The organism is Neorhizobium huautlense (genome assembly GCF_030811685.1).
GTDB classification, from domain to species: Bacteria; Pseudomonadota; Alphaproteobacteria; order Rhizobiales; family Rhizobiaceae; genus Neorhizobium; species Neorhizobium huautlense_A.
In genome coordinates this window covers 262,182-287,984 of the sequence record NZ_JAUSRF010000004.1, presented here as the reverse complement: position 1 = coordinate 287,984, position 25,803 = coordinate 262,182, and the positions used below count along the sequence as shown (strand labels likewise).

General features: G+C 60.7%; 22 protein-coding genes and 1 other RNA gene. 11 read left to right on the top strand and 12 right to left on the bottom strand.

The genetic code is table 11. The features are described from left to right. Positions 1–49: 49 nt before the first annotated feature. The 3 genes from J2T09_RS08005 to J2T09_RS07995 form a co-directional block, all read right to left on the bottom strand. Positions 50–1,699 carry a thiamine pyrophosphate-binding protein gene (locus J2T09_RS08005; protein WP_306833021.1) on the bottom strand — a complete coding sequence of 550 codons (1,650 nt, stop codon included), beginning with the start codon at positions 1,697–1,699 and terminating at the stop codon, positions 50–52. Next, on the bottom strand, positions 1,696–2,907 hold the full coding sequence (locus tag J2T09_RS08000) for a CaiB/BaiF CoA transferase family protein (protein ID WP_306833019.1): 1,212 nt from the start codon (positions 2,905–2,907) through the stop codon (positions 1,696–1,698). The genes J2T09_RS08005 and J2T09_RS08000 overlap by 4 nt, the downstream gene beginning before the upstream one ends. Positions 2,908–3,018: 111 nt before the next feature. Beyond that, on the bottom strand, positions 3,019–3,978 hold the full coding sequence (locus tag J2T09_RS07995) for an alpha/beta fold hydrolase (RefSeq protein ID WP_306833015.1): 960 nt from the start codon (positions 3,976–3,978) through the stop codon (positions 3,019–3,021). 144 nt (positions 3,979–4,122) lie between these two features. Here J2T09_RS07995 and J2T09_RS07990 point away from each other — a divergent pair, with 144 nt between their 5' ends. The 4 genes from J2T09_RS07990 (at position 4,123) to metF (ending at position 9,737) form a co-directional block, all read left to right on the top strand. After that, complete coding sequence (locus J2T09_RS07990; RefSeq protein ID WP_306833014.1) at positions 4,123–5,895, top strand: hypothetical protein; 1,773 nt, start codon at positions 4,123–4,125, stop codon at positions 5,893–5,895. Positions 5,896–6,004: 109 nt separating this feature from the next. Then, a complete protein-coding gene (gene ettA / locus J2T09_RS07985; RefSeq protein WP_306833012.1) occupies positions 6,005–7,654 on the top strand; it encodes an energy-dependent translational throttle protein EttA in 1,650 nt (549 codons plus the stop codon). A gap of 151 nt (positions 7,655–7,805) precedes the next feature. After that, positions 7,806–8,813, top strand: a complete 1,008-nt coding sequence (locus tag J2T09_RS07980) for an ArsR/SmtB family transcription factor (protein ID WP_306833010.1) — start codon at positions 7,806–7,808, stop codon at positions 8,811–8,813. A gap of 18 nt (positions 8,814–8,831) precedes the next feature. Then, entirely contained in the window at positions 8,832–9,737 is a 906-nt protein-coding gene (metF, locus tag J2T09_RS07975) for a methylenetetrahydrofolate reductase [NAD(P)H] (RefSeq protein ID WP_306833008.1), read from the top strand. A gap of 465 nt (positions 9,738–10,202) precedes the next feature. Here metF and J2T09_RS07970 read toward each other — a convergent pair whose 3' ends face one another. From J2T09_RS07970 to J2T09_RS07950, 5 genes are all read right to left on the bottom strand, one after another. Then, complete coding sequence (locus tag J2T09_RS07970) at positions 10,203–11,108, bottom strand: DMT family transporter (RefSeq protein ID WP_306833006.1); 906 nt, start codon at positions 11,106–11,108, stop codon at positions 10,203–10,205. A gap of 112 nt (positions 11,109–11,220) precedes the next feature. After that, positions 11,221–12,450, bottom strand: a complete 1,230-nt coding sequence (locus J2T09_RS07965; protein ID WP_306833004.1) for a lytic murein transglycosylase — start codon at positions 12,448–12,450, stop codon at positions 11,221–11,223. A gap of 149 nt (positions 12,451–12,599) precedes the next feature. Beyond that, positions 12,600–13,382: a glycoside hydrolase family 25 protein gene (locus J2T09_RS07960; RefSeq protein ID WP_306833002.1), complete on the bottom strand. Its 783-nt coding sequence runs from the start codon at positions 13,380–13,382 to the stop codon at positions 12,600–12,602. Positions 13,383–13,520: 138 nt separating this feature from the next. After that, positions 13,521–14,198 (bottom strand): class I SAM-dependent methyltransferase, encoded by a 678-nt coding sequence (locus J2T09_RS07955; protein WP_306833000.1) that lies wholly within the window; start codon positions 14,196–14,198, stop codon positions 13,521–13,523. A 14-nt stretch (positions 14,199–14,212) separates the two neighbouring features. Next, positions 14,213–15,460 carry a DUF3419 family protein gene (locus J2T09_RS07950; RefSeq protein ID WP_306832998.1) on the bottom strand — a complete coding sequence of 416 codons (1,248 nt, stop codon included), beginning with the start codon at positions 15,458–15,460 and terminating at the stop codon, positions 14,213–14,215. A gap of 146 nt (positions 15,461–15,606) precedes the next feature. Here J2T09_RS07950 and J2T09_RS07945 point away from each other — a divergent pair, with 146 nt between their 5' ends. Beyond that, on the top strand, positions 15,607–16,953 hold the full coding sequence (locus J2T09_RS07945; protein WP_306832996.1) for a serine hydrolase domain-containing protein: 1,347 nt from the start codon (positions 15,607–15,609) through the stop codon (positions 16,951–16,953). A gap of 135 nt (positions 16,954–17,088) precedes the next feature. Here the strand turns inward: J2T09_RS07945 and J2T09_RS07940 are convergent, their stop codons facing one another. The 3 genes from J2T09_RS07940 to J2T09_RS07930 form a co-directional block, all read right to left on the bottom strand. Next, positions 17,089–18,132, bottom strand: a complete 1,044-nt coding sequence (locus J2T09_RS07940; RefSeq protein WP_306832994.1) for a transglycosylase SLT domain-containing protein — start codon at positions 18,130–18,132, stop codon at positions 17,089–17,091. 190 nt (positions 18,133–18,322) lie between these two features. Then, complete coding sequence (locus J2T09_RS07935; RefSeq protein ID WP_306832992.1) at positions 18,323–18,955, bottom strand: LysE family translocator; 633 nt, start codon at positions 18,953–18,955, stop codon at positions 18,323–18,325. Positions 18,956–19,003: 48 nt separating this feature from the next. After that, positions 19,004–20,215 (bottom strand): pyrophosphate--fructose-6-phosphate 1-phosphotransferase, encoded by a 1,212-nt coding sequence (locus tag J2T09_RS07930; protein ID WP_306832989.1) that lies wholly within the window; start codon positions 20,213–20,215, stop codon positions 19,004–19,006. A gap of 334 nt (positions 20,216–20,549) precedes the next feature. Between J2T09_RS07930 and J2T09_RS07925 the strand changes: the two genes are divergently transcribed. From J2T09_RS07925 to rnpB, 4 genes are all read left to right on the top strand, one after another. Then, positions 20,550–21,290, top strand: coding sequence for a J domain-containing protein (locus tag J2T09_RS07925; protein WP_306833226.1), 741 nt, complete (start codon positions 20,550–20,552; stop codon positions 21,288–21,290). Continuing rightward, entirely contained in the window at positions 21,287–22,048 is a 762-nt protein-coding gene (locus tag J2T09_RS07920; RefSeq protein ID WP_306832987.1) for an N-acetylmuramoyl-L-alanine amidase, read from the top strand. The genes J2T09_RS07925 and J2T09_RS07920 overlap by 4 nt, the downstream gene beginning before the upstream one ends. Before the next feature lie 91 nt (positions 22,049–22,139). Further along, positions 22,140–23,333: an FAD-dependent oxidoreductase gene (locus J2T09_RS07915; protein ID WP_306832985.1), complete on the top strand. Its 1,194-nt coding sequence runs from the start codon at positions 22,140–22,142 to the stop codon at positions 23,331–23,333. Positions 23,334–23,394: 61 nt separating this feature from the next. After that, an RNA gene (rnpB, locus tag J2T09_RS07910) (RNase P RNA component class A) lies at positions 23,395–23,801 on the top strand. Between the two features lie 372 nt (positions 23,802–24,173). Here the strand turns inward: rnpB and J2T09_RS07905 are convergent. After that, the gene (locus J2T09_RS07905; RefSeq protein WP_306832983.1) at positions 24,174–24,326 is read right to left on the bottom strand and encodes a hypothetical protein; all 153 of its coding nucleotides are present in this window, start codon (positions 24,324–24,326) and stop codon (positions 24,174–24,176) included. On the opposite strand from J2T09_RS07905, the gene mraZ reads away from it, so the two are divergent. Together mraZ and rsmH are read left to right on the top strand one after the other, a co-directional pair. Next, the gene (gene mraZ, locus J2T09_RS07900) at positions 24,325–24,762 is read left to right on the top strand and encodes a division/cell wall cluster transcriptional repressor MraZ (protein WP_306832981.1); all 438 of its coding nucleotides are present in this window, start codon (positions 24,325–24,327) and stop codon (positions 24,760–24,762) included. The two genes, J2T09_RS07905 and mraZ, sit on opposite strands and share 2 nt — an antisense overlap. A 14-nt stretch (positions 24,763–24,776) precedes the next feature. Beyond that, on the top strand, positions 24,777–25,802 hold the full coding sequence (gene rsmH, locus J2T09_RS07895) for a 16S rRNA (cytosine(1402)-N(4))-methyltransferase RsmH (protein WP_306832979.1): 1,026 nt from the start codon (positions 24,777–24,779) through the stop codon (positions 25,800–25,802). Position 25,803: the final 1 nt, after the last annotated feature.

Sequence of the window (25,803 nt, the reverse complement as noted above, 5' to 3'; positions counted from 1 at the left end):
AGTTCAATAAAAAAGCCGGGGCGTCGTCTGATGCCCCGGCTTTTTTCGTTCAAGCTTTGTCGCGGATCTGCGTCAGCGTTTTTGCCGGAGTGATGGCTTCCGGATCAAGACGCACTTCGATGATCGCCGGTTTGCCGCTGGCGCGTGCCCGCTCATAGGCCGGGCCAAAATCCTCGGTCTTTTCCACCAGTTCGCCGTGCCCGCCAAATGCCTGCGCATAGGCGACGAAATCCGGGTTCATGAGATCGGTGCCGCTGACGCGGCCGGGATATTCGCGTTCCTGATGCATGCGGATCGTGCCGTAGATGCCGTTATTGACGAGCACGGTAATGATCGGCAGTTCGTAACGCACGGCGGTGATGAATTCCTGCCCGTGCATCAGAAAACAGCCGTCGCCGGCAAAACACACGACCTCACGCTGCGGAAACAACTGCTTGGCGGCAACGGCTGCGGGAAGGCCGTAACCCATCGAGCCGGATGTCGGCGCCGCCTGCGTGTTGAACCGCTGGAAACGGTGGAAACGGTGCAGCCATGTGGCGTAGTTGCCGGCGCCATTGGTGAAGATGGCATTCTTCGGCGTATTGACTTCGATCCAGTCCATGATCGGACCCATCTGCACATCACCCGGGCCGGTTTTGGGTGGTGTCGACCATTTTGCGTAAGCCGCGTGCATGTCTGCCGTCCGTTCGGCCCAGACCGGTTTTTTCGGTGCCGGCAGATCCTTCAACGCTGCAACGAATTCGGCGGGTGCCGCGCAGATGGCAAGGTCGGGGCGATAGACGCGGCCCAACTCTTCCGGGTCGGGATAGACATGCACAAAAGCCTGCGCCGGGTAGGGGATATCGACCAGCGTGTAACCGGAGGACGGCATTTCCGAGAGGCGGCCGCCAAGCAGGACGAGAAGATCGGATTCCTTGATTTCCTTCGACAGCGCCGGATTGATGCCGATGCCGACATCGCCGGCATAATTCGGATGGGTATGGTCGAACAGCATCTGGCGGCGGAAGGAGCAGCCGACCGGCACCTTGAATTTTTCCGCAAACGTCTGGAAGTCCGCCACAGCCTGTTCGCTCCAGCGGGTGCCGCCGAGAATGAACATCGGCCGTTTGGCCTTGGATAGAACCGAGGCGAAGGTGGCGATCTGCGACGCGCCGGGATGGCTTTCGACCGGCGTATAGGGTTTGGCGGCAACGGCCTCGACCTCTTCCACCAGCATGTCTTCCGGCAGCGTCAGAACGACCGGGCCGGGACGACCGGATGTGGCGACGGCAAAGGCGCGGGTGACAAATTCCGGGATGCGGCGGGCATCGTCGATCTCGCCCACCCATTTGGCGAATTCGGTAAAGGCGCGGCGATATTCGACCTCCTGAAACGCCTCGCGTTCCTTCATGTCGCGGCCGATCTGGCCGACGAACAGGATCATCGGGACCGAATCCTGCTTGGCGACATGCAGGCCGGCGGAGGCATTGGTGGCGCCGGGGCCGCGCGTCACCATGCAGATGCCCGGCTCGCCGGTGAGGCGTCCCCAGCAATCCGCCATCATCGCCGCCCCACCTTCCTGGCGGCATACGAGGACGTCGATATCGCTGTCATGCAGCGCGTCGAGCACGGCGAGATAACTTTCGCCGGGCACGCAGGAGACGCGCTTGACGCCGTTCGCCTTCAAAGCCTCGACAATGAGCTGGCCGCCGGTCTTCATCCCGCATGTCCTTTCGTTTGAGGTGCGGATCCACGAAGTTCCGCCAGAATTTCATCCGTGTGTTCGCCAAGCGCCGGGCTCGGGCGGTGGTAGTGAAGCGGCGTTTGCGACAGCACGATCGGGCTACGCACGCCGGGGATCACCGTACCGTCCTCGGCCTCCAGATCAATGCGCAGTTTGCGCGCGATCACCTGAGGGTCTTCGAACATTTCGGCGATGGAATTGATCGGGCCGGCCGGAACGGCGGCCTTGCCGCATGCTTCCAGCAGATCGGCCTTCTGCCATTTTGCCGTTTCCGCTGTCACCATGCCGCGCACGCCGGCGCGGCTGGCGACACGCGCCTTGTTGGTGGCAAACAGGGGGTCGTCGGCCATGGCCTCGATGCCGAGAATTCTTGTCAGGCGCCGAAACTGGCCGTCATTGCCGATGGCAAGGATGATATGGCCGTCGGCGACCGGCACGACCTCGTAAGGGCTGATATTGGGATGGGCATTGCCGAGCCGGGAAGGGGCTGTGCCGGAGACGAGATAGTTCATGTTCTGGTTGGCAAGAATGCCGGCCTGTACATCGAGCAGCGCCATGTCGACCAGCTGACCCTCGCCGGACTTCATCACATGGATCAGCGCGGCCTGAATGGCGGTGACGGCATAGATGCCGGTGAAAATGTCGGCGATGGCGACACCCGCCTTCATCGGTTCACCATCGGGGGCTCCCGTCACCGACATGAAGCCGGACATGCCCTGCACGATGTAGTCATAACCGGCGAGGTCGGCATAAGGGCCATCCTGCCCGAAGCCGGTGATCGAGCAATAGACCAGTTTGGGATTGATCTTTTTCAGGCTGTCGTAATCCAGCCCGTATTTTTCGAGGCCACCACGCTTGAAATTTTCGATCAGCACATCGGCGCGGGCGGCGAGTTCGCGAACGGTAGCCTGGCCTTCCTCGGTCTTCAGGTCCACCGCGATCGAGCGTTTGCCGCGATTGGTGGAATGGTAATAGGCAGCCGACAGGTTTTCTCCATCCGCGCTTTCCACGAAGGGAGGTCCCCAGGCGCGGGTGTCGTCGCCGCCCTCAGGGTTTTCCACCTTGATCACATCGGCGCCCATATCGGCCAGCATCTGGCCCGCCCATGGGCCGGCAAGGACGCGGGCAAGTTCAAGGACACGGATGCCGTAAAGCGGAGGCTTTTTCGTGTGTGTGTCCGTCATGCCCAATCCTCCGTCATGCCATTCGGCCTGCCGCTGTAAGCGCGACAGAAATCTCCTCGGTATTTGATAACGGCAAGTGTTTTGGCGGGCACGTGAATTTAAATCATGAGGTCATTCCCAATCGGGGCCGGGTACGGCGGAGGGTTCCGGCAGAACACGCGTTGCCCATTCGGAAAAATCGGCGATAGCGGTGGCCGCGCCGATCTCGTTCAGTGTTTCGTGACGCATGTCGCGGTCGATGTTGCAGGTCACGCGGGTCATGCCCAGCGACTGCATCTGCCGGCTCAGCCACTTGACCGCCTGACCGTTATCGGTCGCCGGATCGCAGCCGCCGCCGACGAGGTGGACCGGCAGCGATTGTGGCAGTTTCAGCAGATTATCGTTTTGCGTCCCGCGAAAGGTCAGGTCGAAAATGTCGAGCCATAGGGAAACGCTGGCATCAAAACCGCAGAGCGGATCGGCGACATAGGCATCGACAGCTGCGTGGTCGCGGCTCAGCCAGTCGAAATCGGTCCGGCCTTCGCCGATGGATTTATTCCATGCGCCAAAAGTGAGTTTTGGCAGCAGAGTGCTCGGCACGTCCGAGCCTTTCAGCGCCCGTTCCGTTTTCAGTACCAGTTGTGCGGCGCGGCCCGCGATGCCCGGATTGAAGTTGGAGTTCCATATTGCCAGTGCATTAAAACTGGCGGGAAAGGCCTCTGCGGTGTTGAGGGCGATCAGGCCTCCCATCGAATGGCCGAAAAGGATGACCGGCAGATCGGGATGCGCTGTTGTTGCCATGTTGCGCATCGCCTGAACGTCGCGGGTCGCCGTGATGCCACCGCTGCGCAGGCCAAAACGGCCGATCGGCGCGTCATCCGCGGTCGTTTCGCCATGGCCGCGATGGTCATGCGCATAGACGTGGAAACCGGCTGCCGCCATGGCTTCGGCGAAGGGGCGATACCGTCTGGAATGCTCCGCAAGCCCGTGGCAGATGATGAGGATGCCGATGGCGGCGGTGCGGGCCGGCTCGTGGTGATAGGCGAGGTTGGCACCGGTCGGGCTCGGCAGTCGCTCTGTCGTGTCGAACATGTTGTTCCGCTGTACTTCAAATAATCTGTGTTTGCCTTGTTTCGCAGAGGCTAAGCTTTAGTGCAATCTTAAATGGCCATGGACTAGTTTTGAGGTCGGAATTGGCGGGGTTATCTATACGTGACACATGTGGCGGAAACTGGCGTGAGCGATCTGGCGCGACCTGCGGAGTTGCGTCTGCTGCCGCTCTTCGCCACCGTTTTGGTGATAGCCTTCTGTGTCTGCCTGTTCGATCTCGCCGACGCTCGAAGGTTTCTCGGCGACATTGACGACCAGATACGTGAAGTCCAGATTCACCACCTGATGTTCGGCGGCGGTTCATGGTGGGATCTCGGTTTGCCGGCGGTAGCACTGCCGGAACCTTATGTGTCTCCGTGGTCGCGTCTGATCGATGCGCCCTATGTGCTGATCGCCTCCCTGTTGACGCCAGTTTTCGGTCCCGAAACAGCGCTGGGCCTTGCGTTCGATATCTGGCCTCCGGTCATGCTTGCTGTGTTTTCGCTGCAATGCGCTGTCATCTACCGGCGCATGAGTGTCGCGGCATCGCTTTTGGGCTATGTCGTCGTCGCTTCGGCAACCATTCTCATGGCCTTTGCCCTTTGGGAATTCGTGCCGGGCCGGATCGACCACCACAATGCCCAGATTGTCGCCCTGATGGCGATCCTGTGCGGTCTCGTGCGCTGGGACCGTGCCGGTGGCTGGCTTGTCGGTATCGGCACGCTGGCCGCGGTTGCGATCTCTCTCGAAGGGCTGCCCTTTGTCGTCCTCGCTTACGCCTGCCTCGTGGTGGCAATGTTTCTGCGCGTGGATGGCGCGGCAGTGATGCTGAGGCGTGCTTGCGCCATAATGTTCTGGCTGTCCGTTCCGCTCGCCTACGGATTGCTGGGGCCGGTCGGTCTGCTGTCCACGCAATGCGATGCTTTCTCTGCGCCCTATATCGTGCTGCTGACGGGTTTCAGCGCCATTTTATGGTGCGTCGCGCGGTTTGTGCCGAATGCAGGCTGGGCTGCGCAAGCCGCGGCCCTTGCTGTGCCGGGTGTGGCGCTGCTCGTCGTGTTCGCGGTTCTGTTTCCGCAATGCCTCGCCGGCCCTTACTGGATGATCGATCCGCTTTCCAAAAGTCATTGGCTCGATCGTGTGGCGCAGGAACATAGCGCCCTCTATTTCATCCAGCAGGGGCAGGCCTCCATCATCTTGCTGGCCGTCATACTCGCTTCTGTCCTGACCTTGGCATCGAGCAAAACTGCCTCCCGGCGGGGGGACGGTTGGGTTGGCCTGCTGATCGTGCTGATCATCGCCTGGGCCGCCCTGATGCTGACGCTGATCCTCAACCGCTATATCCGCTTTGCCTTTGCCTTCGCTCCTCTTTTCGTGCCGGTCGCGGCACAGTTCTTGCTGGATGGTTCGACGGGCAGGACTGCGCGTCGCGTGGCGCTTGGCTGTGTTGCGATCTATGTGGCAGTGGCCGGATTGATCGTGGTGGCCACACCCGTTCCACCTCCCATGTTCGATGCGGCCGATTACATGGGTTACGATACCTGTGAGCAGGGTGATTTCAGCGCTCTGGCTGCAAATGCCCCCGGGCGTATCGCCGCGCCGCAGGGCATGGGAGCAACACTCATCAGCGCGCTGCCGCCGGGCTTTTCCGTGGCCGCCATTCCGTTTCACCGTGCGGCACCCGGCATGAAGCGCATGTTCGAGGCTTTCCTCAGTTCGGATAGGGACGTGCGCCGCAATGCGCTTGCGCCATTCGATTACGTCGCCATCTGCCGGTTTCCATTGAAGACCGATTACGGTACGGCGCCGCTTTACGACGCCTTGTCCATCGGCAAGGACTGGCCGGGCCTGATCCGCCTGCCAACCGGTGCAAACAACCCGTTCCAGCTGTTCCGGATCGACCATTCGGCCCTGCAATAACGTAAATTAGGCGTCGAAACCTGCGGCTTTCGGCGCACCACGCGTTGCCCCGGAGCGCTTCTTCGCCTACATAGCGGGCAAATCCCTTTTCCCCGGAGCAGAGTTACCGATGGCACGTCAGTTCATCTACCACATGTCGGGACTGAACAAGTCCTACGGCGCCAAGAAGATCCTCGAAAACGTCAACCTGTCCTTCTACCCGGATGCCAAGATCGGTATTCTCGGCCCGAACGGCGCCGGTAAGTCGACCGTGCTGCGCATCATTGCCGGCCAGGACAAGGAATATACCGGCGAAGCCTGGCTCGCCGAAGGTGCGACCGTCGGTTACCTCGAGCAGGAACCGCATCTGGACCCGGCCAAGACCGCCTTTGAAAACGTCATGGTCGGTGTTGCCGACAAGACCGCCATCATCGATCGTTATAACGAACTGATGATGAACTATTCCGACGAGACAGCCGACGAAGGCGCGAAACTCCAGGACATCATCGACAGCCAGAACCTGTGGGATCTGGAACAGCAGGTCGAGATGGCGATGGAAGCGCTCCGCTGCCCGCCGAAGGATGCCGACGTGACCCTGCTTTCGGGTGGTGAGCGTCGCCGTATCGCGCTCTGCCGTCTGCTGCTGTCGCAGCCGGACCTGCTGCTGCTCGACGAACCGACCAACCATCTTGACGCCGAAACCATCGCCTGGCTGGAAAAGCACCTGCGCGATTATCCGGGCGCCGTGATGATGATTACCCACGATCGCTACTTCCTCGACAACGTCACCGGCTGGATTCTCGAACTCGACCGCGGCCGCGGCATTCCGTACGAAGGCAACTATTCCGCTTACCTGCAGGCGAAAGCCAAGCGCATGCAGCAGGAAAGCCGCGAAGAAGCCGGCCGCCAGAAGGCCCTGTCGCGCGAACAGGAGTGGATCGCATCCAGCCCGAAGGCCCGTCAGGCCAAGTCGAAGGCCCGTATCAAGGCCTATGAACAGCTGGTGGATGCAGCCGAGGGCATTCGTCCCGGCGATGCGCAGATCATCATCCCGGTCTCCGAGCGCCTCGGTAACGTCGTTGTCGAGATGGAAGGCATCACCAAGGGTTTTGAGGGTCGCACGCTCATCAACGACCTGTCGATCAAGCTGCCGCCGGGTGGCATCGTCGGCATCATCGGCCCGAACGGTGCCGGTAAGACGACACTGTTCAAGATGATCACCGGGCAGGAAAAGCCGGATAGCGGTTCGATCCGCGTCGGTGAAACGGTTCAGCTCGGTTATGTCGACCAGAGCCGCGATGCGCTGGCCGCCGACAAGACCGTATGGGAAGAAATTTCCGGTGGCGCCGAAGTCATCAAGCTCGGCAAGTTCGACATGAACTCCAGAGCCTATTGCGGCGCGTTCAACTTCAAGGGCGGCGACCAGCAGCAGAAGGTCGGCAATCTTTCGGGTGGTCAGCGTAACCGCGTTCACTTGGCCAAGATGCTGAAGGCCGGCGGCAACGTTCTCCTCCTCGACGAACCGACCAACGACCTTGATACGGAAACGCTGGGTGCGCTCGAAAGCGCGCTCGAAGCCTTTGCCGGCTGCGCCATCATCATCAGCCACGATCGCATGTTCCTCGACCGTCTGGCGACGCATATCCTCGCCTTCGAAGGCGATGGCCATGTGGAGTGGTTCGAAGGCAACTTCGAAGACTACGAGCAGGACAAGATCCGCCGCCTCGGCCCGGATGCGCTCAACGCCGGCAGCCAGGCCTACAAGCGCCTGACGCGCTAAGATCTGCGACAAGACAATACAGGGAAGGGGCCGGTCACGGCCCCTTCGCATTTTTGCCAATCATCCGTGCTACCCACAGCTTTCCACTTGCATGATTGCGACTCTTCACATAAAGATATCTTTATATCTTGATTGAAAGTTGGTGAGAAACATGGCCCTTGGGCTGGATGCATTGGTGGATGTTCTGAAGGCAGCGGGCGAGCAGACCCGTTTTCGCCTGCTGGCGCTTCTGGCCTCCGGAGACCTGACGGTCAGCGATATGACCGAAATCCTCGGGCAGTCCCAGCCGCGCATTTCCCGCCATCTGAAGCTGCTTGCCGAAGAAGACCTGATCGAACGCTATCAGGAAGGCGCCTGGGCCTATTTTCGCCTGCGCCACGAAGGTGATGGCGCAACGCTGGTGCGCACGCTTCTGGCCGTATCCGATCGCAACGATCCGGTTCTTCTGCGCGATGGTGAGCGTCTGGCCGCCGTCAAGCGTACGCGCTCAGATCGGGCGCAGGCCTATTTCAGCCGCAACGCTTCCGAATGGGACGAGCTTCGTCGCCTTCTGGTGAGCGATGCCGCAGTCGAGGACGCGGTGCTGCGGCTGGTGGGCCCCAATCCGGTGGATGCGCTTCTCGACCTCGGCACCGGCACAGGCCTGATGTTGCAGGTGTTGCAGAATAGCTATCGCCATGCGGTCGGCATCGATGCCAGCCGCGACATGCTGTCGGTGGCGCGCGCCAATCTCGACAAGGCCGGCATCGTCAAGGCGTCCGTGCGCCATGGCGATATTTTGAACCTGCCGCTGGAAGGCCAGGATTTCGATCTGGTGATCATTCACCAGGTCCTGCATTTTCTCGATCAGCCGGAACTGGCGATCGGTGAGGCGGCGCGTGTTTTGCGTCCCGGTGGCCGGTTGCTGATCGTCGATCTGGCGCCGCATGAACTGGAATACCTGCGCAATGACCATGCGCATGTCCGTCTCGGCTTTTCGCATCAGTCGGTGGCCGAATGGCTGAACAAGGCCGGCCTCGATGTCGAAGAGGTTCTGGATCTGGCGGCGGACAGAAAGAACGAGGCCGCATTGACGGCGACCGTGTGGCTTGCCCGCGATCGCCGCCTGTTGATTGCTGACGACAAGGTTCCGGCCGCGAGCCCGGAACATATCGCATAAGATCGGAGACTTCACGCCATGCAGACGAAAGCCCCCGAACAGAAGGGTCGACACGCCTTCCGGCTTTCCTTCGAATTCTTTCCGCCGAAATCGCCGGAGATGGAGGCCCATCTGTGGGAATCCGTCAGCGACTTCACGGAATGGGACCCGGAATTCGTGTCGGTGACCTACGGCGCCGGCGGTTCCACCAAGGCGCCGACCTTCAGCACCATCGAGCGTCTTATGTCAGACACGCCGATGGCGACCGCTTCGCACCTGACCTGCGTCGACGCGGCGCGCGAGGAAACGCTTGCCGTCATCGACGAACTGCGAACTGCCGGCGTGCGCCATATCGTGGCCCTGCGCGGCGATCCGTCCGCCGGCATCGGCACGGCCTATCAGCCGCATCCGCAAGGTTATGCCAACGCTGCCGAACTGGTGGCGGCGCTGAAGGATGTTGGTGGTTTCGAAATTTCCGTCTCTGCCTATCCGGAAAAGCACCCGGAGAGCACTGACACCAATGCCGATATCGAGATGCTGAAGCGCAAGGCGGATAATGGTGCCGACCGCGCACTGACGCAGTTCTTCTTCGATAACGACGTGTTCGAACGCTACATGGACAAGGTGCGGGCGGCAGGCATCACGCTTCCGGTCGTGCCGGGCATCATGCCGATCCAGAACCTCAGCATGCTGAAGCGGTTCGCCGGCCGCTGCGGCTCCACCGTGCCGGAATTCCTCGATCGCCGTTTTGCCGGCACCGAGGATGATGCCGCGGCGCGTGCCGAAGTGGCTGCCGATGTCGCCGCCGAACAGATCCAGGATCTGATCCGTCGCGGGCTTGGCGAGTTCCACATCTACACGATGAACCGTTCGGCCCTCACCAATGCCGTTCTGGAGCGTCTCGGTCGCCAGCGCGTGGCCGCAAAGGAAGGGGCGGCGGCCTGATCGGTCGCAGCCTTCATCACGAAAAAAGAGGCCCATGTTCCTGACGGATCATGGGCCTTTTCAATTTGAAGTGCATTGAAGATCAAACGGTCAATGGATGCTGTAATGACCGGTTGAAGGGCGCGGCTGGCCTCAGATGAAAAGCATCGAGGCTACGAAAACGAACGCTGCACCAACCACCAGGACATTGAGAGAATGAGTGCGTCCCATATCTGCCTCCTTGCGTTGACAGATCAATTGTGGCGCGTTTGGCCGCAATTGCAAACGGTAATTTACGCTGCGATGTGCGGCCTGGTGCCCCAAGGCGCTGCTATTTCTATGTTAATTAGCTGATTTAAATGAATAAATCGCATTAACGAACAGGCTTAACCACCCCTTAAATTAATCGCTCGGCCTGTTAACAAGCGTTACGTTACGTGATGCTTTGCCACATTTCGCCTGTGGATAGTCGAATCGAGCACCGTGTCAGCGGCGGATTCCAAGCATGCCGTTGAGCACCAGAAGCCCCAATCCGATCAGCGCCATGCCGGCCACTTCGGCGACATCGAGCCGCTCATGCAGGAAGATTGCACCGAGCAGGATGGCGCTTGGCGGCACCAGCAGCGTCACCAGTGACGTGTAGGTGGCGCCGGCGAGTGCTAGGATGCGGAAGTAGATCAGGTAACCGAGCGCCGTCGAGAGCAGTGCCAGCGCGAGGATGGCACCGACCACGGCTGCGGATGGGAAGGCGAGCGTCCAGGGCTGGTCGGCGACCAGCATGACCGGCAGCATGATGATCGACGAGGCCGTCATCTGGCCGGCTGCCGTCACCGGTGCGGGCAGGCCGCGAAAGCGTTTGCCGTAGGTTCCGGCACATCCGTAGGAGAGGGCGGCGAGAACGGGCAGGATCAGCGCCCAGAGCGGGGCGGCCGTGGAGGTGAAGACGCCGGGACCGATCAGCACGATCGTGCCGGCAAGGCCGAGCAGGCAGCCGATGATCTTTGCGGTCGAGAGTTTTTCATCCTCGGTGAAGCGGTTGGCGATCAGCACGGTGAAGATCGGCGTGGTGGCGTTGAGGATGGCGGCAAGGCCGGCGCCGATTTCCGTCTGGCCGAAAAAGATCAGCGTGTGCGGAATGGCATTGTTGATGAGGCCAAGGATGGCGAAGGAGCGCCAGTGCTCTCTCAAGAGCGTATAGGTGCCGAAACGGCCGCGCAGATAGATATGCAGCGCCAGTGCGGCGAGAAACAGCCGGAAGAAGACCAAAGTGAAGGGCGGTACTTCCGCCACCGCGATGCGCGCGAAAAAGAACGAACCGCCCCCGAGCAGACCGAGAACGAAAAGAAGTGCCCAGGCGCCGGCACCGGGTTTGGTCATGGTCGAGGCGGTCATGTGGCGAGAATCTCCCTGTCTTGATCAGGGATAGACCCGCAATAAAAACGCCGCCACCCGATTTTTAACGGATGGCGGCGCAGACGCAAAAATTCGTTTCGTCAGTTCTGGCTCAGAGCCCCTGAACCAGCTGCTGGGTCGGCCAGCCGTCGGCGGGCAGGCCAAGGCGCTGCTGTTCCTTCTGGATGGCGTTGCGCGTGCCGGAGCCCAAAATGCCGTCGATCTTGCCGACATCGTGGCCACGTGCCTGCAACCTGGTCTGCAGGTCCTTCATGGCCGCATCATCGAGGGCAGGATGGGGGTTGCCTTTGGTGTAGGTCGGCGCGCCGGACAGGCGGGTGGCGAAATAGGCCGCGGACGTCGTGTAGATAAACGACTGGTTCCATTCCAGATAGATGTTGAAGTTCGGATAGGTCAGGAAGACCGGACCCTTGCGGCCCTGCGGCATGATCAGCGCCGTCGGCAGGTTGCCGAATTTTGTATCGCCGTCACGCGGGGTGACGCCGAGCTTGAACCATTCCGACGCCGGCATCTCGTTGCCGAGGCCTGTCTTTTCCCAAGGCAGGTTTTCCGGAACCTGGACTTCCTGGATCCATGGTTCGCCCTTGCGGTAGCCGAGCGACTTGATGAAGGCGGCGGCGGTCAGAACGGCGTCTGCCGAAGACTTCTTCACGTCGATATGGCCGGAATTGTCGCCATCGACGCCGTGGGCGATGATGTCCTTCGGCAGCATCTGCACCTGGCCGATTTCGCCGGCCCATGCGCCGGTGTTGGTGGCCGGGTCGAGATCGCCATGCTGGACCATCTCGATGAGGGCGATCAGCTGCGGGCGAAACAGCTGCGGGCGGCGGCAATCATGCGCCAGTGTGACGAGAGCATTGCGGGTGTTGAAATCGCCCTGTACGGCGCCGAAATCGGTTTCCATCGCCCAGAAGGCGGTGATGACACCGGCTGGCACGCCATATTCGCTTTCCGCGCGGCCAAAGATGTCCTTCATCTGGCTCATCTTCTGGCGGCCGATATCGAGGCGCGACTGGCTGACGGTGCGCTGCGAGAATTCAAGAAAAGTCTGGCGGAAGACGCCCTGTGCGCGGTCTCGCGACAGCACCTTCTGATCGATCTGCGCGCCGGCAAGGGCGGTATCGACGGCACTGGCCGGAATGCCCTTGGCAATGGCTTCCTGCTTGACGCCGGCGAGGAAGGCCGGCAGCTCGCCACCGCAGGCAACCGGCTGGGTGTTGTTGCCGGCCGAAAGCTCCAGCGACGCGGCCTGCGTCAGCGTGGTGGTGGCAAGAAGGGCGGGCAGGGTGAGGGCGAGCGCAAGGCGGCGTGCGACGGACATGCAAAGGTTTCCTGTTATGGGCAAATGCGGAGTTGGCGTTTGTTGTGACGCAAACAATGTGACATAAACAAGGAAACGGCCCCGATATGGCCCGTCTTACATCAGTTCCTCGTCATTTCTGCAAGTACCGCCGCCAAAGCGCAGCACTTCTACCTGTTGGCGGAAGCAACCCATTGCCGCCAGCTCTTTTCCGAACCGGAGAACACGTTGATGTCGGTCGGTCCCTTGATGCCGGGAATGACACCGGTCGCCGTATATTGCCAGAAGGTCCATTTGCGGTTGGCGTAGATCTGGCTTGGATGGGCGGCCACGGAGCGCACCCAGAAATGATGGTTGCTGAAGGCGCCGACCAGCCGGTCGCGATGAAAATCCACCGACGTATAGATGATCGGCTTCACCCCGTAATGGGCTTCGATCCGGTCCATGAAACGCTGCATCACGTCGCGCACCGTTTCCGTGTCGGGCTTCAGCTTGCAGCTGGGCGAGGCGTGGTTCCACTCCATGTCCAGCACCGGCGGCAGCATGTTGGCTTCCTTCGGCACGTTGCGGATGAACCAGTCGGCCTGATCTTCCGGGGTCGAGCAGAAATAATAGAAATGATAGGCCGAATGCGGAATGCCGGCGCTGGCTGCCCCGCGCCAATGGGTGGTGAAGGCGGAATCGATGCGGTCCTTGCCCTCGGTGCCCTTGATGAACACGAAAGCGACGCCGGATTTTTTCACTTCCTGCCAGTCGATATCCGTGCCGTTCCACTTCGACAGGTCGATGCCATGCACGGCGTGCGTGCCGGGATGGTTGCGGCCAAAGTCCTGCGGGTCATTGTCCTTGAAACGCGTGCCCTTGATCGACGGCGCGTCGAGCAGGTCTGCGGTCGAGGTGCAGCCGGTGGCCAGCATTGCGGTCACGGCAAGGGCGATAAGGGCTCGATGCATGAAAGGTCCGGTCTTGAGGCTCAGATTTCTTGACCGTCCATGCGTGCTGGTCGGGCCGAATCGGGTTTAGCACAAAGACCGGAAAATTGGAGCCGGGCGAGCCCGGCCGCTGATGACAATCGTGTCAGGTCGGCAATGTCAGGCGCGCTTGCGGATGATCGCATGCCAGGCGTAACCGCCACCGATTTCCTCAAAGATCATGTCGGCATTGGCATCCGCCAGTCGTTTTTCCAAGGCTTCGTGGAGGTTCGCCCGTGGTGTCACATGGAAGCGGATGAGCCAGGCCTGCAGCATCGCGCGGAACCATGCGGGCAGGCGCTCTTGCTGGCCGAAATCGACGATATGCAACGAACCGCCGGGCTTGACGGCTTTCAGCGCCGCATCAATCGCGCCTTCCCAGTCGGGGATCATCGACAGGGCATAGGAGATCAGGATGCGATCAAAGCCGTCCGTGCCGAAATCCTGAGCCTTGAACGTGGTTGCGTCGGCCACTTTCAGCACCGGCTGCTCGGCCTTGTTTCGAAAATTGCGGCGGGCGCTTTCCAGCATTTCGGCGGAAATATCGAGACCGAACAGTTTTGCGCCGCGGTGGTGTTTGTGGGCAAGCAGCAGGTTGCGGCCAGTCCCGCAGCCGACTTCCAGCAGCGTTTCGCCTTCCGCCATGCCAAGGCTGGCGATCGCCTTGTCGCGGCCGAACAGGTAATATTTGCGGGTGAGGTCGTAGATGTGCCGCTGGTAACGGTACATGCCGTCCATGCGGGCGGCATGGTCGTGGTCTCCGCCGTTCAGGTGATTGTGTTCGTTTGCCGCCGCCATCCGTCCGGCCCCACTCAGGCGTTTTTGGTGTAGATGTGAAAACCGCCATAGATGGCTGAGCGGTCCTGAACGTTGAGCGCCTCCGAGCGGTCCTTGCTGTAGGTCCACTGGTCGGCAATGGCCTGCGACAGGCGGCCTTCGATGACGCTCTTTTCGGCGGCGGTGCGGAAGATGACGCGGGCGCCGGGAGCGGCAGTGCGGGTGACTTCGGTCCAAAGGTCGTTGAGCTGCTCGTCGTTCATCCAGTCCTGCGCATCGAGCAGGATGTAACGGTCGACGGAAGCGGCCGGCTTCTGGTTCAGAAGTTCGGTGAAGCTAGCGTGGTGGACGCTGACACGCTCGGCATTGTCGCGGATCGCGGCGTAATGTTCCTCGCGCAGATAGGTCGGCAGCGAACCCTCATGCGGCTGCGGATACCGGCGTGCAAAGGCCTGCCAGGCAAAATAGTTGTCGCGCAGCGGGAAATGGCAGGCGAGTTTTTCAAGCCTCTGACGCAGGACCGGTGCGATCGAGCCGTCATCGGCAAGGCTCGCCAGCTCGTCATATTGCTGCGGCGGGATGCCGAGGCCGAACAGCGAGCTCTTGCGGCTGGTGAGGAACTTGATGAACGGCTTGTCGAACAGGGGGGCGATGCGGTCTTCGAAGAACTGGCGCTGTTCGCGCAACGATTTTGCCTCCGCCATTTTCGTCAGATCGACGCCGTGCAGGCGCGCCAGAAGATGGCCGACGCCGATGAAACGACCGAGAAGGCCGGTGCGATAGATATTGCGCTTGAACACATCGATGCGACGGCGGCCGTTGACGCCGCGTTTCTGCCAATAGGCGCGGGTGGTGTCGTCGAGATGCGGGGCGATGAACGTATCGAAGGCGGAAATATTGGCGTCGTTATTGTGCTGGCCGAGCAGGCGTACGACGTCGGAATGGCCGGGCAGGTGACGGAAGGCCGTCAGCTTGAGACGGTTCAGCGCCACGTGGTGCGGATTGAGATCGACGACATCGATCTTTTCCGGGCGGCGGCTGAGATAGGCAATCATGTTGCAGCCGCCGGATGCGATGGTAACTACACGGTGACCTTCAGCCAGTTCCATCGCTGCCATGTCGACATCCGGGTCTTCCCAGATCTGCGGATAAACGAGGCCTGAAAACAGGAGGCCGAACATGCGCTCGGAAAGACCCTTGGCCGAGAGCGCCTTGTGCTGGAGGAGGGCACTCTTGAGTTTCTCGTTCTTGAGATAACCGGCTTCCGAAGCAAAATCAGTCATGATCGTTCCTGCTCTTCATGAGTTGAAACGGCTCTAGACCCGGCCTGCTACAGTTTGATGACGCGGATATGTGACCATGGTGACAGTCGCGGCTCTTCCCTTGATGAAACTTTCCTGATTGCATGCGCCCGCAACCGGAGCCCGCCATGCGCATCATCAAGATCATCCTCATCACCGTCGTCACGCTGCTGGCCGCCTGCCTTGTCTGGCTCGTCACCATGCCGCCGGAGCTTTTGCGGGTGGGCAGCGGTTATGCCGCCAAGATCGTGTGTTCCAACGTTTTTTTGGCGGATCGCGATGCGCAGGAGGTGCTGGCCGTCGATGTGCAGGCGCCGGGCCATCCGCTGCTGCGGCTGATGCGGGTGAGTGTCGATGAACAGGCGGCGAAGGTGGATGCGGCGATCTTCGGGTTCATCGCGCCTTCGGTCGCCATCTATCGTGACGATGTCGGTTGCGCGGTGACGCAGGATCTGGCCGCCAAGGGCGAGCGGAACCAGAGCTCGCCGATCATCGGGCCCGAATCAGCTCCGGCCGACGTTCTTTTCCCAGACGGTGCGAAGATCGAGGCGGATCAGCGGATCACCTCGCTTCTGGCAAACGAGGCTTTGACCGGACCCGGCATGCGCGCCGTCATCGTTGCGCAGAACGGGCGTATTCTCGGTGAGCGCTACGGCGCGGGATTTTCGGAGAAAACGCCGCTGATTGGCTGGTCTATGGCGAAAACGGTCAATGCGGCGCTGATCGCCAAGCTGGTGGGTGAGGGTAAGCTGGCCTATTCGGATCGCAACCTCTTTCCGCAATGGGCCAATGACGAGCGTGGCGAGATCACGCTGGCGCAGCTTCTCGCCATGGAGAGCGGCCTCGGTTTCAACGAAAATTACGGCACGGTGGCGGATGTCACGCGTATGCTGTTCCTTGAGCAGGACATGGCCGAATTCGCCATCGACACGCCGCTGGAAGCTTCGCCCGGCACAAAGTTTTCCTATTCCTCCGGCACCTCGGTGATCCTGTCGAAACTCTGGATGGACCGCATCGGCGACAAGGCGACGGCTCTTGCCTATCCGCGGAAGGCGCTGTTTGCGCCGCTCGGCATGCAAAGCGCGGTGTTTGAGACCGATGCGAGCGGTACTCTTGCCGGCAGTTCCTACATTTATGCGACGGCACGCGACTGGACGCGTTTCGGCATGCTGCTGGCGGCGGATGGCATGTGGAAGGGCGAACGCCTGCTGCCTGAGGGCACTGTTGCGATGATGGGCAAGGCTTCGCCGAAATCTGATGGCCGTTATTCGCAGATGCAGACCTGGCTAAAACTTTATGGCCGCGATGCCGAAGGCCTGCCGGCGGACATGTTCATGCTGAGTGGTCATGACGGGCAGACGGTGGCGATAGTGCCATCGATGGGGCTGGTGGTGCTGCGCATGGGGCTGACGCCCTCTGGCGGCGGCTACAACGTGCTGGAATTGATTGCGGCGGCCGCGAAGGCGGTGAGGTGAGGGGGCGCAAAGGGTCCCAATAAATACGACGTCATCCTCGGCCTTGTGCCGAGGATCTGCTGAGCGTCAATATGGGGCGTGGTTAGATCCTTGGGACAGGCCCAATGATGACGTCCGGGAGAGGTCGTCCCATCCTCACTGCAAGACGTGCAGCATGTTCTTGCGCTTGGCGTCGTAATAATAACCGCGGGCGTAAAGCTTGATGGCTTCGTCATTCTTGTTGCCGGCCACCAGCCAGGCGCCGCGCAGGTATTTGATCGCGTATTTCAGATTGGTTTCGGCATCGAGCAGGCCGTTGGCCGGACCGTCGTAACCCATCGATTTGGCGGTCGAATATTTGATCTGCATGAGACCCCAATAGCCGTTCTTGTGATAGGCCTTCGGGTCATATTTGCTTTCGCGATGCACGACGCGGTGCACCAGCGATTCCGGCACGCCATAGAGACCGGCATAACGGGTGATCAGCTTGTTGAGCTGCGGATTACTGGCATCGGCGGTTTCCGGGATCGGTGCGCCGGGTGCGGGCGGAAAGAAGCCCGCATTCATCATGCCGGAAACGGCGTCGTGCGGGCCGGCATAGGCCAGCATCATGTTCGGTGCAGTCGGTTTCGGCATCGGCACGACAGACTGAACGGCGACCATTTCGGCCGTGATGGGCAGTTCCGCGGTCGCGACCATTTCATTGGCCACTGGGCCGGCCGACATCTGCGGCTGCACGATACGTCCGGATTTGGTGGAAAGAGTATGCTGTGAGGGGGCAGCAGAAGCGAGAACTGTGCTGGTTGCCGGAGCGGAACCCGCGACCGGAGCGGCACTGGCGATGGCCTGCGCTGCACTGGTGGCGTCGGTGATCGGTGCAATGGCGAGCGGAACAGGCTGCGGTGCCGGGTCCGACGACGCAAGGGCTGCGGTCTGGATCTCGGTGACGCTGAGACTGGTCGGAAGCGAGGCGATATGGATGCGGCCGGACTTTTCGAGAACCGGCGCGGTCTCGCCAGCCATATCGGCCACCTGAGCTGCGTTCGGATCAACGGCGGTATCGGCTTGTGCGGTCGCCGTCGGCTGGCCTGCCGTCATATTCGGACCTGAGGCCTGATCCATGGCCGAACAACCCGCGAGTGCGGAAGAAACAGCAAAAGCCAGAGCCGTCTTGCAGCCGCCAAATCGCGTGATCACCATTGGGTCGCTCTCATGAAATCGGTTGTCCCAGCCCGCTCAAGAATCCTAACGGATCATTACGTCCATTAACCGATTGGTAGCATTCGGGCAAGTGGACTGCACAGGTGTTCGTTAAGCCCCTGTTTTCAAGGCCAAACGCCTATTCGTGTCAAAGTCTGCGCACAGCTTTTTTTGGTCGCTTCGCTTTTTTTCAGGCGGCAATCCGCCGGTATCCGGCCGTGACCGCACGACGGGATATAAATCGCGTACGAGGCTTGCGCGAGGCTGGCTTCTTAAGCCCGAGTTTTTCGGCCCGCTTCAGACGGCGCCCCGCAAGGACGACGTTCATCACGCAGCCGACCATTGCCGCACCCAGCAAAACACCATCCATTTCAACCAGTTGCAGAGAAAGCGAGCCATGTGGATCGAAAGCCTGCGGCAGAAGCGCGATAAAGGCGAGGATGGAGCGCGGTTTCAGCGCCGCAAGGCGGAAGATGTGCAGAAAAATGCGGACCGGCTGGCGTTCCGGCAGGTTGTCGTTGTGGGCGAGATAACCGCGGGCCGGATGCTGCAGCGTCCACAGCACATGCAGCAGAAGATAGGTGAGGCCGATCCACGAGACGAGTTCGAAAAGGTGCGGCAAGTAACGGGCGACGGCGACAACCGGCATGCTCGCCACCGTCATGGCGGCAACGAGGCCGAGCGCGATCGCCGGAACGGTGAGAAGGCCGGTGAGGCGGCCGCGCGACAAAGTGTAGCGCGCGGTCAGATCGGCAAGCGGACCGGGCAGAATGACGAGGAACAACGCCGCCGCTGCGAAAAGAAGCATTGCATCGCTGGACATTCCCATTCTCCTCCGGCCCTTCCTCTTTCGGGCCGCTGCCGCTGAAAATCAGGCCTTTTCGAAACCTTGGCCGACTGCCGTCATGACCTCACCGAACCATGGGGTCGACAAATCAAAATGCTTGCCTCCCTTGATACGCGGGAATTCGATCGTGCGCAATTTCCCATTCTGATCTTCGTCGTGTCCGGTGACGCCGGAAACGCCATTCAACGCACTTTCCACAGCCAGATCGACCATGCCCTGGATCAGTCGCAGGTCATCGCCATTGGCAGGAGCCGAGCGGGCAAAGTAGCCGGACTTTTGGACCAGCGAGCGTTCGGCACCCAGCAGCGAGGCGAACTGTTTCTGGAACCAGCCGCCGACATTGATCGTATCGAGCTTCACATGGCCAAAGGCATCACGCTTGATGTTTTCGCCGGACGCTTCCAGTTCCCTGACGATGACATCCATGCAGGCGCCCTCGGAAATGAACAGGGTGACGAAACCATAGCGGTCCATCACGTCCTTGAGGCGGGTGGCTTCCGCATCGCGATCAAAACGCATCTCCGGCAGATAGATGCCGTCGATCTTCTTCAACTGCTCGTCCATCATGAAGCCCTCGACGTAATCGTGGGTCCTGGTTTTCTGCATGTAGGCGCGGGCGGTAGCGGCTGTTAGCCAGCCGCAATGGCGGCCCATCACCTCATGGATGATCAGCGTGCGCGGTGCGGCGCTCTGTTCGTTCGACACATTATCGAAGAAGTTCGCGCCGACTTCCGCCGCCGTCCACGCGCCAAGCGACTGGCGGATCGGCACGACATCGTTGTCGACGGTTTTCGGCAGGCCGACCACGGTGAGGTCATAACCGTTCTGGCCGAGATAGGCGGCAAGATCGGCGGCCGTCGTATTGGTGTCGTCGCCACCGATCGTGTGGAGAATGGTGACGCCATCGGCTGCCAGCCGTTCGGCCGCCACTTTCAGCGGGTTTTCGCCTTCCTTGACGAGGCCGCGTTTGACGCAGTCCGCCGCATTGGTCAGCTTGACGCGGCTGTTGCCGATCGGCGAGCCGCCGAAACGATGCAGGAGGTGCGCCTTTTCGCGCATCTGCGGGGTGATTTCGATGGAATCGCCAAGCAGCACGCCCTGATAACCGGAGCGATAGGCGATGAGATCCAGTTCCGGCGCGACATCGCTGTAACGCTCGATCAAGCCGCCGACGGCTGAGGAAAGGCAGGGGGCAAGGCCGCCCGCCGTCAGCATCGCTACTTTTTGTCTGGCCATGAAATCTCCTCCGGGATAGTGCGCTCCTCTCAGCGCTTGTGCTGGATGGATGCGACAGAGCGGGGCGGCTGTAAAGCCGGTTTTGCTGGGAATTCCGTTATTTCTGAGCGCGCTAAAGGCGTTTCCAGTATTCAATCGGTTCAAATTCGTGGACGGCTTTCCGTAACGTTACCCGCCACATAGGGTCGCACGGCCAAGGGCTAATCTCTGCTCTGATTTCTGGTTCATTGTCGGCAATTTACGTCCATCTCTCTCAGAGATGTGATTGCTGCACCTGAACTGCCGGCTTCTCCGTCATCTTGCAAAAACTGGCAAAAACTGGTCATGTAGAATGATGATCATGGATTTTGCCTGCCTCCACATTTCCTCGCTCTGGGAAAAGCTGCTCGGCGCCATTGGCGACGCGGCCGGCAGTGCGCTTGGCCGTGTGGTGGAAGCGATCCGCACCGTATTCGAAGGTGACCCGGAAACCCGGCGTCAGGTGTCGTTTTCGGTTGCCATCATCGCGCTCTCGGCCAAGATGGCCAAGGCCGATGGCAATGTGAACGAAAAGGAAGTCGCCGCCTTCCGCCAGATTTTCGATTTCCCGCCGGAAGAAGCCCAGAACGTCGCGCGTCTCTATAATCTCGCACGTCAGGACGTCGCCGGTTACGAGGCCTATGCCTCCAAGCTTGCGAACCTTTGCGGCACCGGCGCCCACAATTGCCCGATGCTGGAAAATGTCGTGGACGGCCTGTTCCACATCGCCAAGGCGGATGGTCTTCTGCACGAGAAGGAACTGTCCTTCCTCGCCCGCATCGCAGAAATCTTTCGCATCGACGAAGCGCATTTCCGCCGAATCATGGCACGCCATGTCGAGTTGGAAGGTCGCGATCCCTATCTCGTCCTCGGCGTTTCGCCCGAAGATGATTTTGCCACGATCCGCAAGCGCTACCGCAGTCTGGTGATCGAACATCACCCGGACAAGCTGCACGCCCGCGGCGTGCCTGCTGCCCTGCATGCGGCGGCGACAGAACGCATGGCAGCTCTCAACGCCGCCTATTCGGAAATCGAGAAAGAACGCCGCGCCGCATGAGTGCCGTGAAATCCGAACATCTCGGCGCATCGCTGATGCCGTCGCCGAATCACGGCGAGCGTGCCGATGGCCGCGAGCCGGACATGATCCTCCTGCATTACACAGGCATGGGCGGTGAGGATGAGGCACTGTCCTGGCTCTGCAATCCCGAAAGCCAGGTTTCGAGCCATTATTTCGTCCGTGAAAACGGTGCCGTCTTCCAGCTCGTGCCGGAAGGGCTTCGCGCCTGGCATGCGGGCAAGAGCGTGTGGGAAGGTGAGGCCGATACCAATTCGCGCTCGATCGGCATCGAGATCGCCAATGTCGGCCATCCCGGCGGTCTGCCGCCGTTTCCCGGCGCGCAGATCGAGGCTGTGATCGGCCTGTGTCGTGACATTGCCGCCCGCCGGTCTATCGCGCCGCAGCGCATTCTCGGTCATTCCGATGTGGCGCCGATCCGCAAGGTCGATCCCGGCGAAAACTTTCCGTGGGGCCGGCTGCATCAGGCCGGAATCGGCCACTGGGTCGAGCCGACGCCGATTTCCGGCGGGCGGTTTTTCCAGCGCGGCGATAGTGGCCAGCCGGTCGAGGCGTTGCAGTCGATGTTGGCGCTTTATGGTTACGGCATCGAAATCACCGGTGAATTCTGCGAACACACGCAGGGCGTGGTCGAGGCGTTCCAGCGGCATTTCCGCACCGAACGCGTCGATGGCATTGCCGACATGTCGACCATCGATACGCTGCACCGGCTTTTGACCTCGCTGCCGCATTACGCCTGACCGATCCGGCTGTTTCTTGCTCTGGCATTGATTCCGCAAACGGCTACAACTGTCTGCGCACTATCGATAATCAGGGGAACGCAGGCATCTCATGGATGGGCATTTCAAATATATCATCATCGGTTGCGGCATGATGGGCGCGGCGGCTGCGCGGCATCTTTCGAGTTGGACGGACGGCGTTGCGGTGATCGGCCCGGCGGAGCCGGTCGAGACCGCCAGCCATGAGGGCGTGTTCGCCAGTCATTACGATGAAGCCCGCATCACCCGTACCATCGATCAGAACGAAGTCTGGGCGCGTCTCGCCAATCGGTCGATTGCCCGTTACGGCGAGATTGCCAGCGACAGCGGCGTCGACTTTTATTCTGAAGTCGGCTGCCTCGCCGTCGGGCCGAAACGCAATGGCCGCGACAGCTATATCGGCCGTATCGCTTCTGCGGCCTGCGTGCTTGGCGTCGAAACGGAAAACCTCGAGGGAGCCCGTATTGCCGAGGCTTTCCCGTATTTCTCATTCCCGCAGGGCAGTGACGGCATTTTCGAACGGACCAATGCCGGCCATATCAATCCGCGCCGGCTGGTGAGGGCGCAGACGGTTCTGGCCGAGCGACAGGGTGCCACCGTGATCCGCGAGACTGTTGTTTCGACACATGAGGAGGCGGGTCTTGTCGTCGTCACGACCGCCGAGGGCAAGACGTATACGGCGGAGAAGGTGCTGGTGGCGGCTGGAGGGTTTTCCATCGCGGAAAAGCTGGTAGGTGCCCGGCTCGACCTCAGCGTCTATGCCCGCACCGTGTCCTTCTTCGAAATCGACGAGACGCAGATGGACGCATTGGGCGAAATGCCGTCGCTGATCTGGAAATGGAGTGAGGGCGAAGACGGCATCTATCTGTTGCCGCCGGTGCGGTACCCGGACGGAAAACTGTATCTCAAGATCGGTGGCGATCCCGACGATGTGGAGCTGAAAGCCGAACCGGACATCCGCGCATGGTTCCGTTCCGGTGGTCGCGAAGGCACCCATCGGTACCTGACTTCGGTCGTGGAAAAGTTGGTGCCGGATGTCGATCTGTCGCGCAATTCCATGGCGGCCTGCGTCACCTCATTCACGCCAACCGGTTATCCGGCCATCGCCATGACGTCTGCACGCATGGGCGTTTTGACCGGTGGCTGTGGTGCTGCCGCCAAAAGCTCCGACGAGATCGGCAGGCTTGGAGCGGAATTGCTGTTCCGTGGCCGCATCGCGGATGATGCTTACGCTCAGGCGAATGGTTTCCCCGCCCATTTCCTCTGATCCGTCGCCGTTGGTGTTTTCCCGGTGGCAATTGTGTTTCGTCTCGTCTAAGGAGCGCGGACCAGTTGGCCGGGCAGCCGCGCTTTACCAATGTCGAAAGACGGTAGGGTGAGGAAAGTCCGGGCTCCACGGAAACACGGTGCCGGATAACGTCCGGCGGGGGCGACCCCAGGGAAAGTGCCACAGAAAGGATACCGCCCGGCTCCGGCCGGGTAAGGGTGAAAGGGTGGGGTAAGAGCCCACCGCGCTTCTGGTAACAGCGGCGGCATGGTAAACCCCACCGGGAGCAAGACCGAATAGGGATGACGCGGGTTCCGTCGCAAGGCGGAGCTACAGCCGGTTTTCGGGCCAGTCATCCGGGTGGGTTGCGTGAGGCGACGTGCAAACGGCGTCCCAGATGAATGGCTGCCACGTTCCGGTGTTCGCATCGGGGCCATACAGAACCCGGCTTACAGGCCAACTGGTATTTTCATCCTGTTTTGAGGCGAGTTCCGCGACGGTGATCCAATGGGGTGGCGTGGGGCGGTTAAAGTGATTCACGTCCTGACGTAGAGCGATCAATTTGTGGATGCTCGCCAAGATTGCGACTGCGAAGCGCTTTCTTATCCGTCGTTTTTCTAATCTGTCCGATTGCCCAACGGCTTAGCCTCCGATGTCATGCGACTTCGGGGCATTTGCGCATGCAATCTGCGGGCATTGCTCGCTAACTCTTTGTTAAACTTAACGGGTTATAAATAAACGATGTGGCATTCCGGTTTGCCGGGTGCTTCCCATTGACGCCCATATGGTCCCATGTTATCCCAAAACTGCACTGCACAAGGGTCGCGGCAGACCCCTCAATCAGACAGTTTCGACCAGTTCCGGAAACGGAAAGGCGGATGGGCTTATGGTCATCCGAAGGCTGGTTCGTGCGTCCGGTTCGAGGTCGTGCAGCGCGTTATTGCCGACATGTTTTTCGTTCGGCGGCTTTCGGGAGTGGGTGTTTGGTGTCATGAACCGCTTCCTGTCCAATGCGACGAATCGGATCGATGCGAAGGGGCGAGTTTCCGTCCCTGCGCTGTTCCGTTCCGTGTTGGCGCAGCGGGGCGTTCAGGAGCTTTATTGTCTCCAGGACCTCGTCTTTCCGGCGATCAGCGTCGGCGGTCCGGATCTGCTCGAGCGCTACGAGCGGCAGATTGCGGCAGCCGATCCGTTTTCACCGGAGGCAAACAGGATGTCGCTGCTGGTTCACGGTGGCGGCGTTTTCATGAGGCTCGATGCGGAAGGCCGTCTGATGGTCACGGATTTCATCCGGGACTTTACGGGCATCAGCACGGACGTGACCTTTGTCGGGCGCTCGGATCACTTTCAGCTTTGGCAGCCACAGGCGTTTCACGAGGCGCAGGCGGCAGCACGAGAAGGGCGCTTGAGTATGTCGCGCCCTCAATAGGACGAGGAAACGGGATGGCGGCGAATCTTGGCGACGGGACATCTGAAGCCGATGGCGGATCGGTTCGCCACATCCCGGTTCTTCTCCGTGAAGTCTTAGGCTCGCTGCAGCCCAAGGTCGGCGACATCATTCTTGACGGCACTTTTGGCGCAGGCGGTTATACCTCGGCCATTCTCGATGCTGGTGCCAACGTGATCGCGCTCGACCGCGATCCGACGGCGATTGCCGGTGGTCAGGCGCTGGTTGCGGCAAGCGGCGGTCGCCTCTCGCTCATTCATTCGCAGTTTTCCGATCTCGACCAGCATGCGCCGGAAGGCGGTCTCGATGGCGTCGTGCTCGATATCGGCGTCTCCTCCATGCAGATCGATGAGGCCGAGCGCGGTTTTTCCTTCCAGCGCAACGGCCCGCTCGACATGCGCATGTCGGCGTCGGGCGTGTCCGCTGCCGATGTCGTCAACCGTGCCAAGGTCGGTGATCTGACGCGTATTTTTGGTTTCCTCGGTGAGGAAAATCATGCCGGCCGTATCGCCCGCGCCATTGAAAAGCGCCGCGCGCAGGAGCCGTTCACCACCACGCGCGATCTCGCCAACCTGATCGAGACGGTCAATCCGCGCCGCGCCAAGGACAAGATCCATCCCGCCACCCGCGTTTTCCAGGCGCTGCGCATTTTTGTGAATGACGAGCTGGGCGAACTGGCGCAGGCGCTGTTCGCTGCCGAGCGCTCGCTGAAGCCCGGTGGCCGCCTGGTCATCGTCAGCTTCCATTCGCTGGAAGATCGTATCGTCAAAAAATTCTTCGCGGATCGTTCCGGCAAGGCCACCGGCTCGCGCCACATGCCGCTGGTCGAGGAGCGTCCGGTGGTCTTTGAGGCCATCGGCAAACCGATGATCGGCGCGACCGAAGAGGAGGCGGAGATCAACCCGCGTGCCCGTTCGGCCAAGCTGCGTGCCGGCCTGCGCACGACGGCACCTGCCGGTTCGGCAAACATGTCGATCTTCGATCTTCCCGATCTCGCAAGCCTTGTCACGATGGGAGCGTAAC

Bases quoted from the DNA above. Each gene is read 5' to 3' on its own strand.
- J2T09_RS07905 (WP_306832983.1), bottom strand. From the start codon at position 24,326: ATGACACCAAACACCCACTCCCGAAAGCCGCCGAACGAAAAACATGTC.
- J2T09_RS07970 (WP_306833006.1), bottom strand. From the start codon at position 11,108: ATGACCGCCTCGACCATGACCAAACCCGGTGCCGGCGCCTGGGCACTT.
- J2T09_RS07940 (WP_306832994.1), bottom strand. From the start codon at position 18,132: ATGGTGATCACGCGATTTGGCGGCTGCAAGACGGCTCTGGCTTTTGCT.
- J2T09_RS07950 (WP_306832998.1), bottom strand. From the start codon at position 15,460: ATGACTGATTTTGCTTCGGAAGCCGGTTATCTCAAGAACGAGAAACTC.
- J2T09_RS07920 (WP_306832987.1), top strand. From the start codon at position 21,287: ATGAGTGCCGTGAAATCCGAACATCTCGGCGCATCGCTGATGCCGTCG.
- J2T09_RS07945 (WP_306832996.1), top strand. From the start codon at position 15,607: ATGCGCATCATCAAGATCATCCTCATCACCGTCGTCACGCTGCTGGCC.
- J2T09_RS07955 (WP_306833000.1), bottom strand. From the start codon at position 14,198: ATGGCGGCGGCAAACGAACACAATCACCTGAACGGCGGAGACCACGAC.
- J2T09_RS07925 (WP_306833226.1), top strand. From the start codon at position 20,550: ATGATCATGGATTTTGCCTGCCTCCACATTTCCTCGCTCTGGGAAAAG.
- J2T09_RS07960 (WP_306833002.1), bottom strand. From the start codon at position 13,382: ATGCATCGAGCCCTTATCGCCCTTGCCGTGACCGCAATGCTGGCCACC.
- J2T09_RS07935 (WP_306832992.1), bottom strand. From the start codon at position 18,955: ATGTCCAGCGATGCAATGCTTCTTTTCGCAGCGGCGGCGTTGTTCCTC.
- metF (WP_306833008.1), top strand. From the start codon at position 8,832: ATGCAGACGAAAGCCCCCGAACAGAAGGGTCGACACGCCTTCCGGCTT.
- J2T09_RS07965 (WP_306833004.1), bottom strand. From the start codon at position 12,450: ATGTCCGTCGCACGCCGCCTTGCGCTCGCCCTCACCCTGCCCGCCCTT.
- J2T09_RS07930 (WP_306832989.1), bottom strand. From the start codon at position 20,215: ATGGCCAGACAAAAAGTAGCGATGCTGACGGCGGGCGGCCTTGCCCCC.
- rsmH (WP_306832979.1), top strand. From the start codon at position 24,777: ATGGCGGCGAATCTTGGCGACGGGACATCTGAAGCCGATGGCGGATCG.
- ettA (WP_306833012.1), top strand. From the start codon at position 6,005: ATGGCACGTCAGTTCATCTACCACATGTCGGGACTGAACAAGTCCTAC.
- J2T09_RS07915 (WP_306832985.1), top strand. From the start codon at position 22,140: ATGGATGGGCATTTCAAATATATCATCATCGGTTGCGGCATGATGGGC.
- J2T09_RS08005 (WP_306833021.1), bottom strand. From the start codon at position 1,699: ATGAAGACCGGCGGCCAGCTCATTGTCGAGGCTTTGAAGGCGAACGGC.
- J2T09_RS08000 (WP_306833019.1), bottom strand. From the start codon at position 2,907: ATGACGGACACACACACGAAAAAGCCTCCGCTTTACGGCATCCGTGTC.
- mraZ (WP_306832981.1), top strand. From the start codon at position 24,325: ATGAACCGCTTCCTGTCCAATGCGACGAATCGGATCGATGCGAAGGGG.
- J2T09_RS07980 (WP_306833010.1), top strand. From the start codon at position 7,806: ATGGCCCTTGGGCTGGATGCATTGGTGGATGTTCTGAAGGCAGCGGGC.
- J2T09_RS07995 (WP_306833015.1), bottom strand. From the start codon at position 3,978: ATGTTCGACACGACAGAGCGACTGCCGAGCCCGACCGGTGCCAACCTC.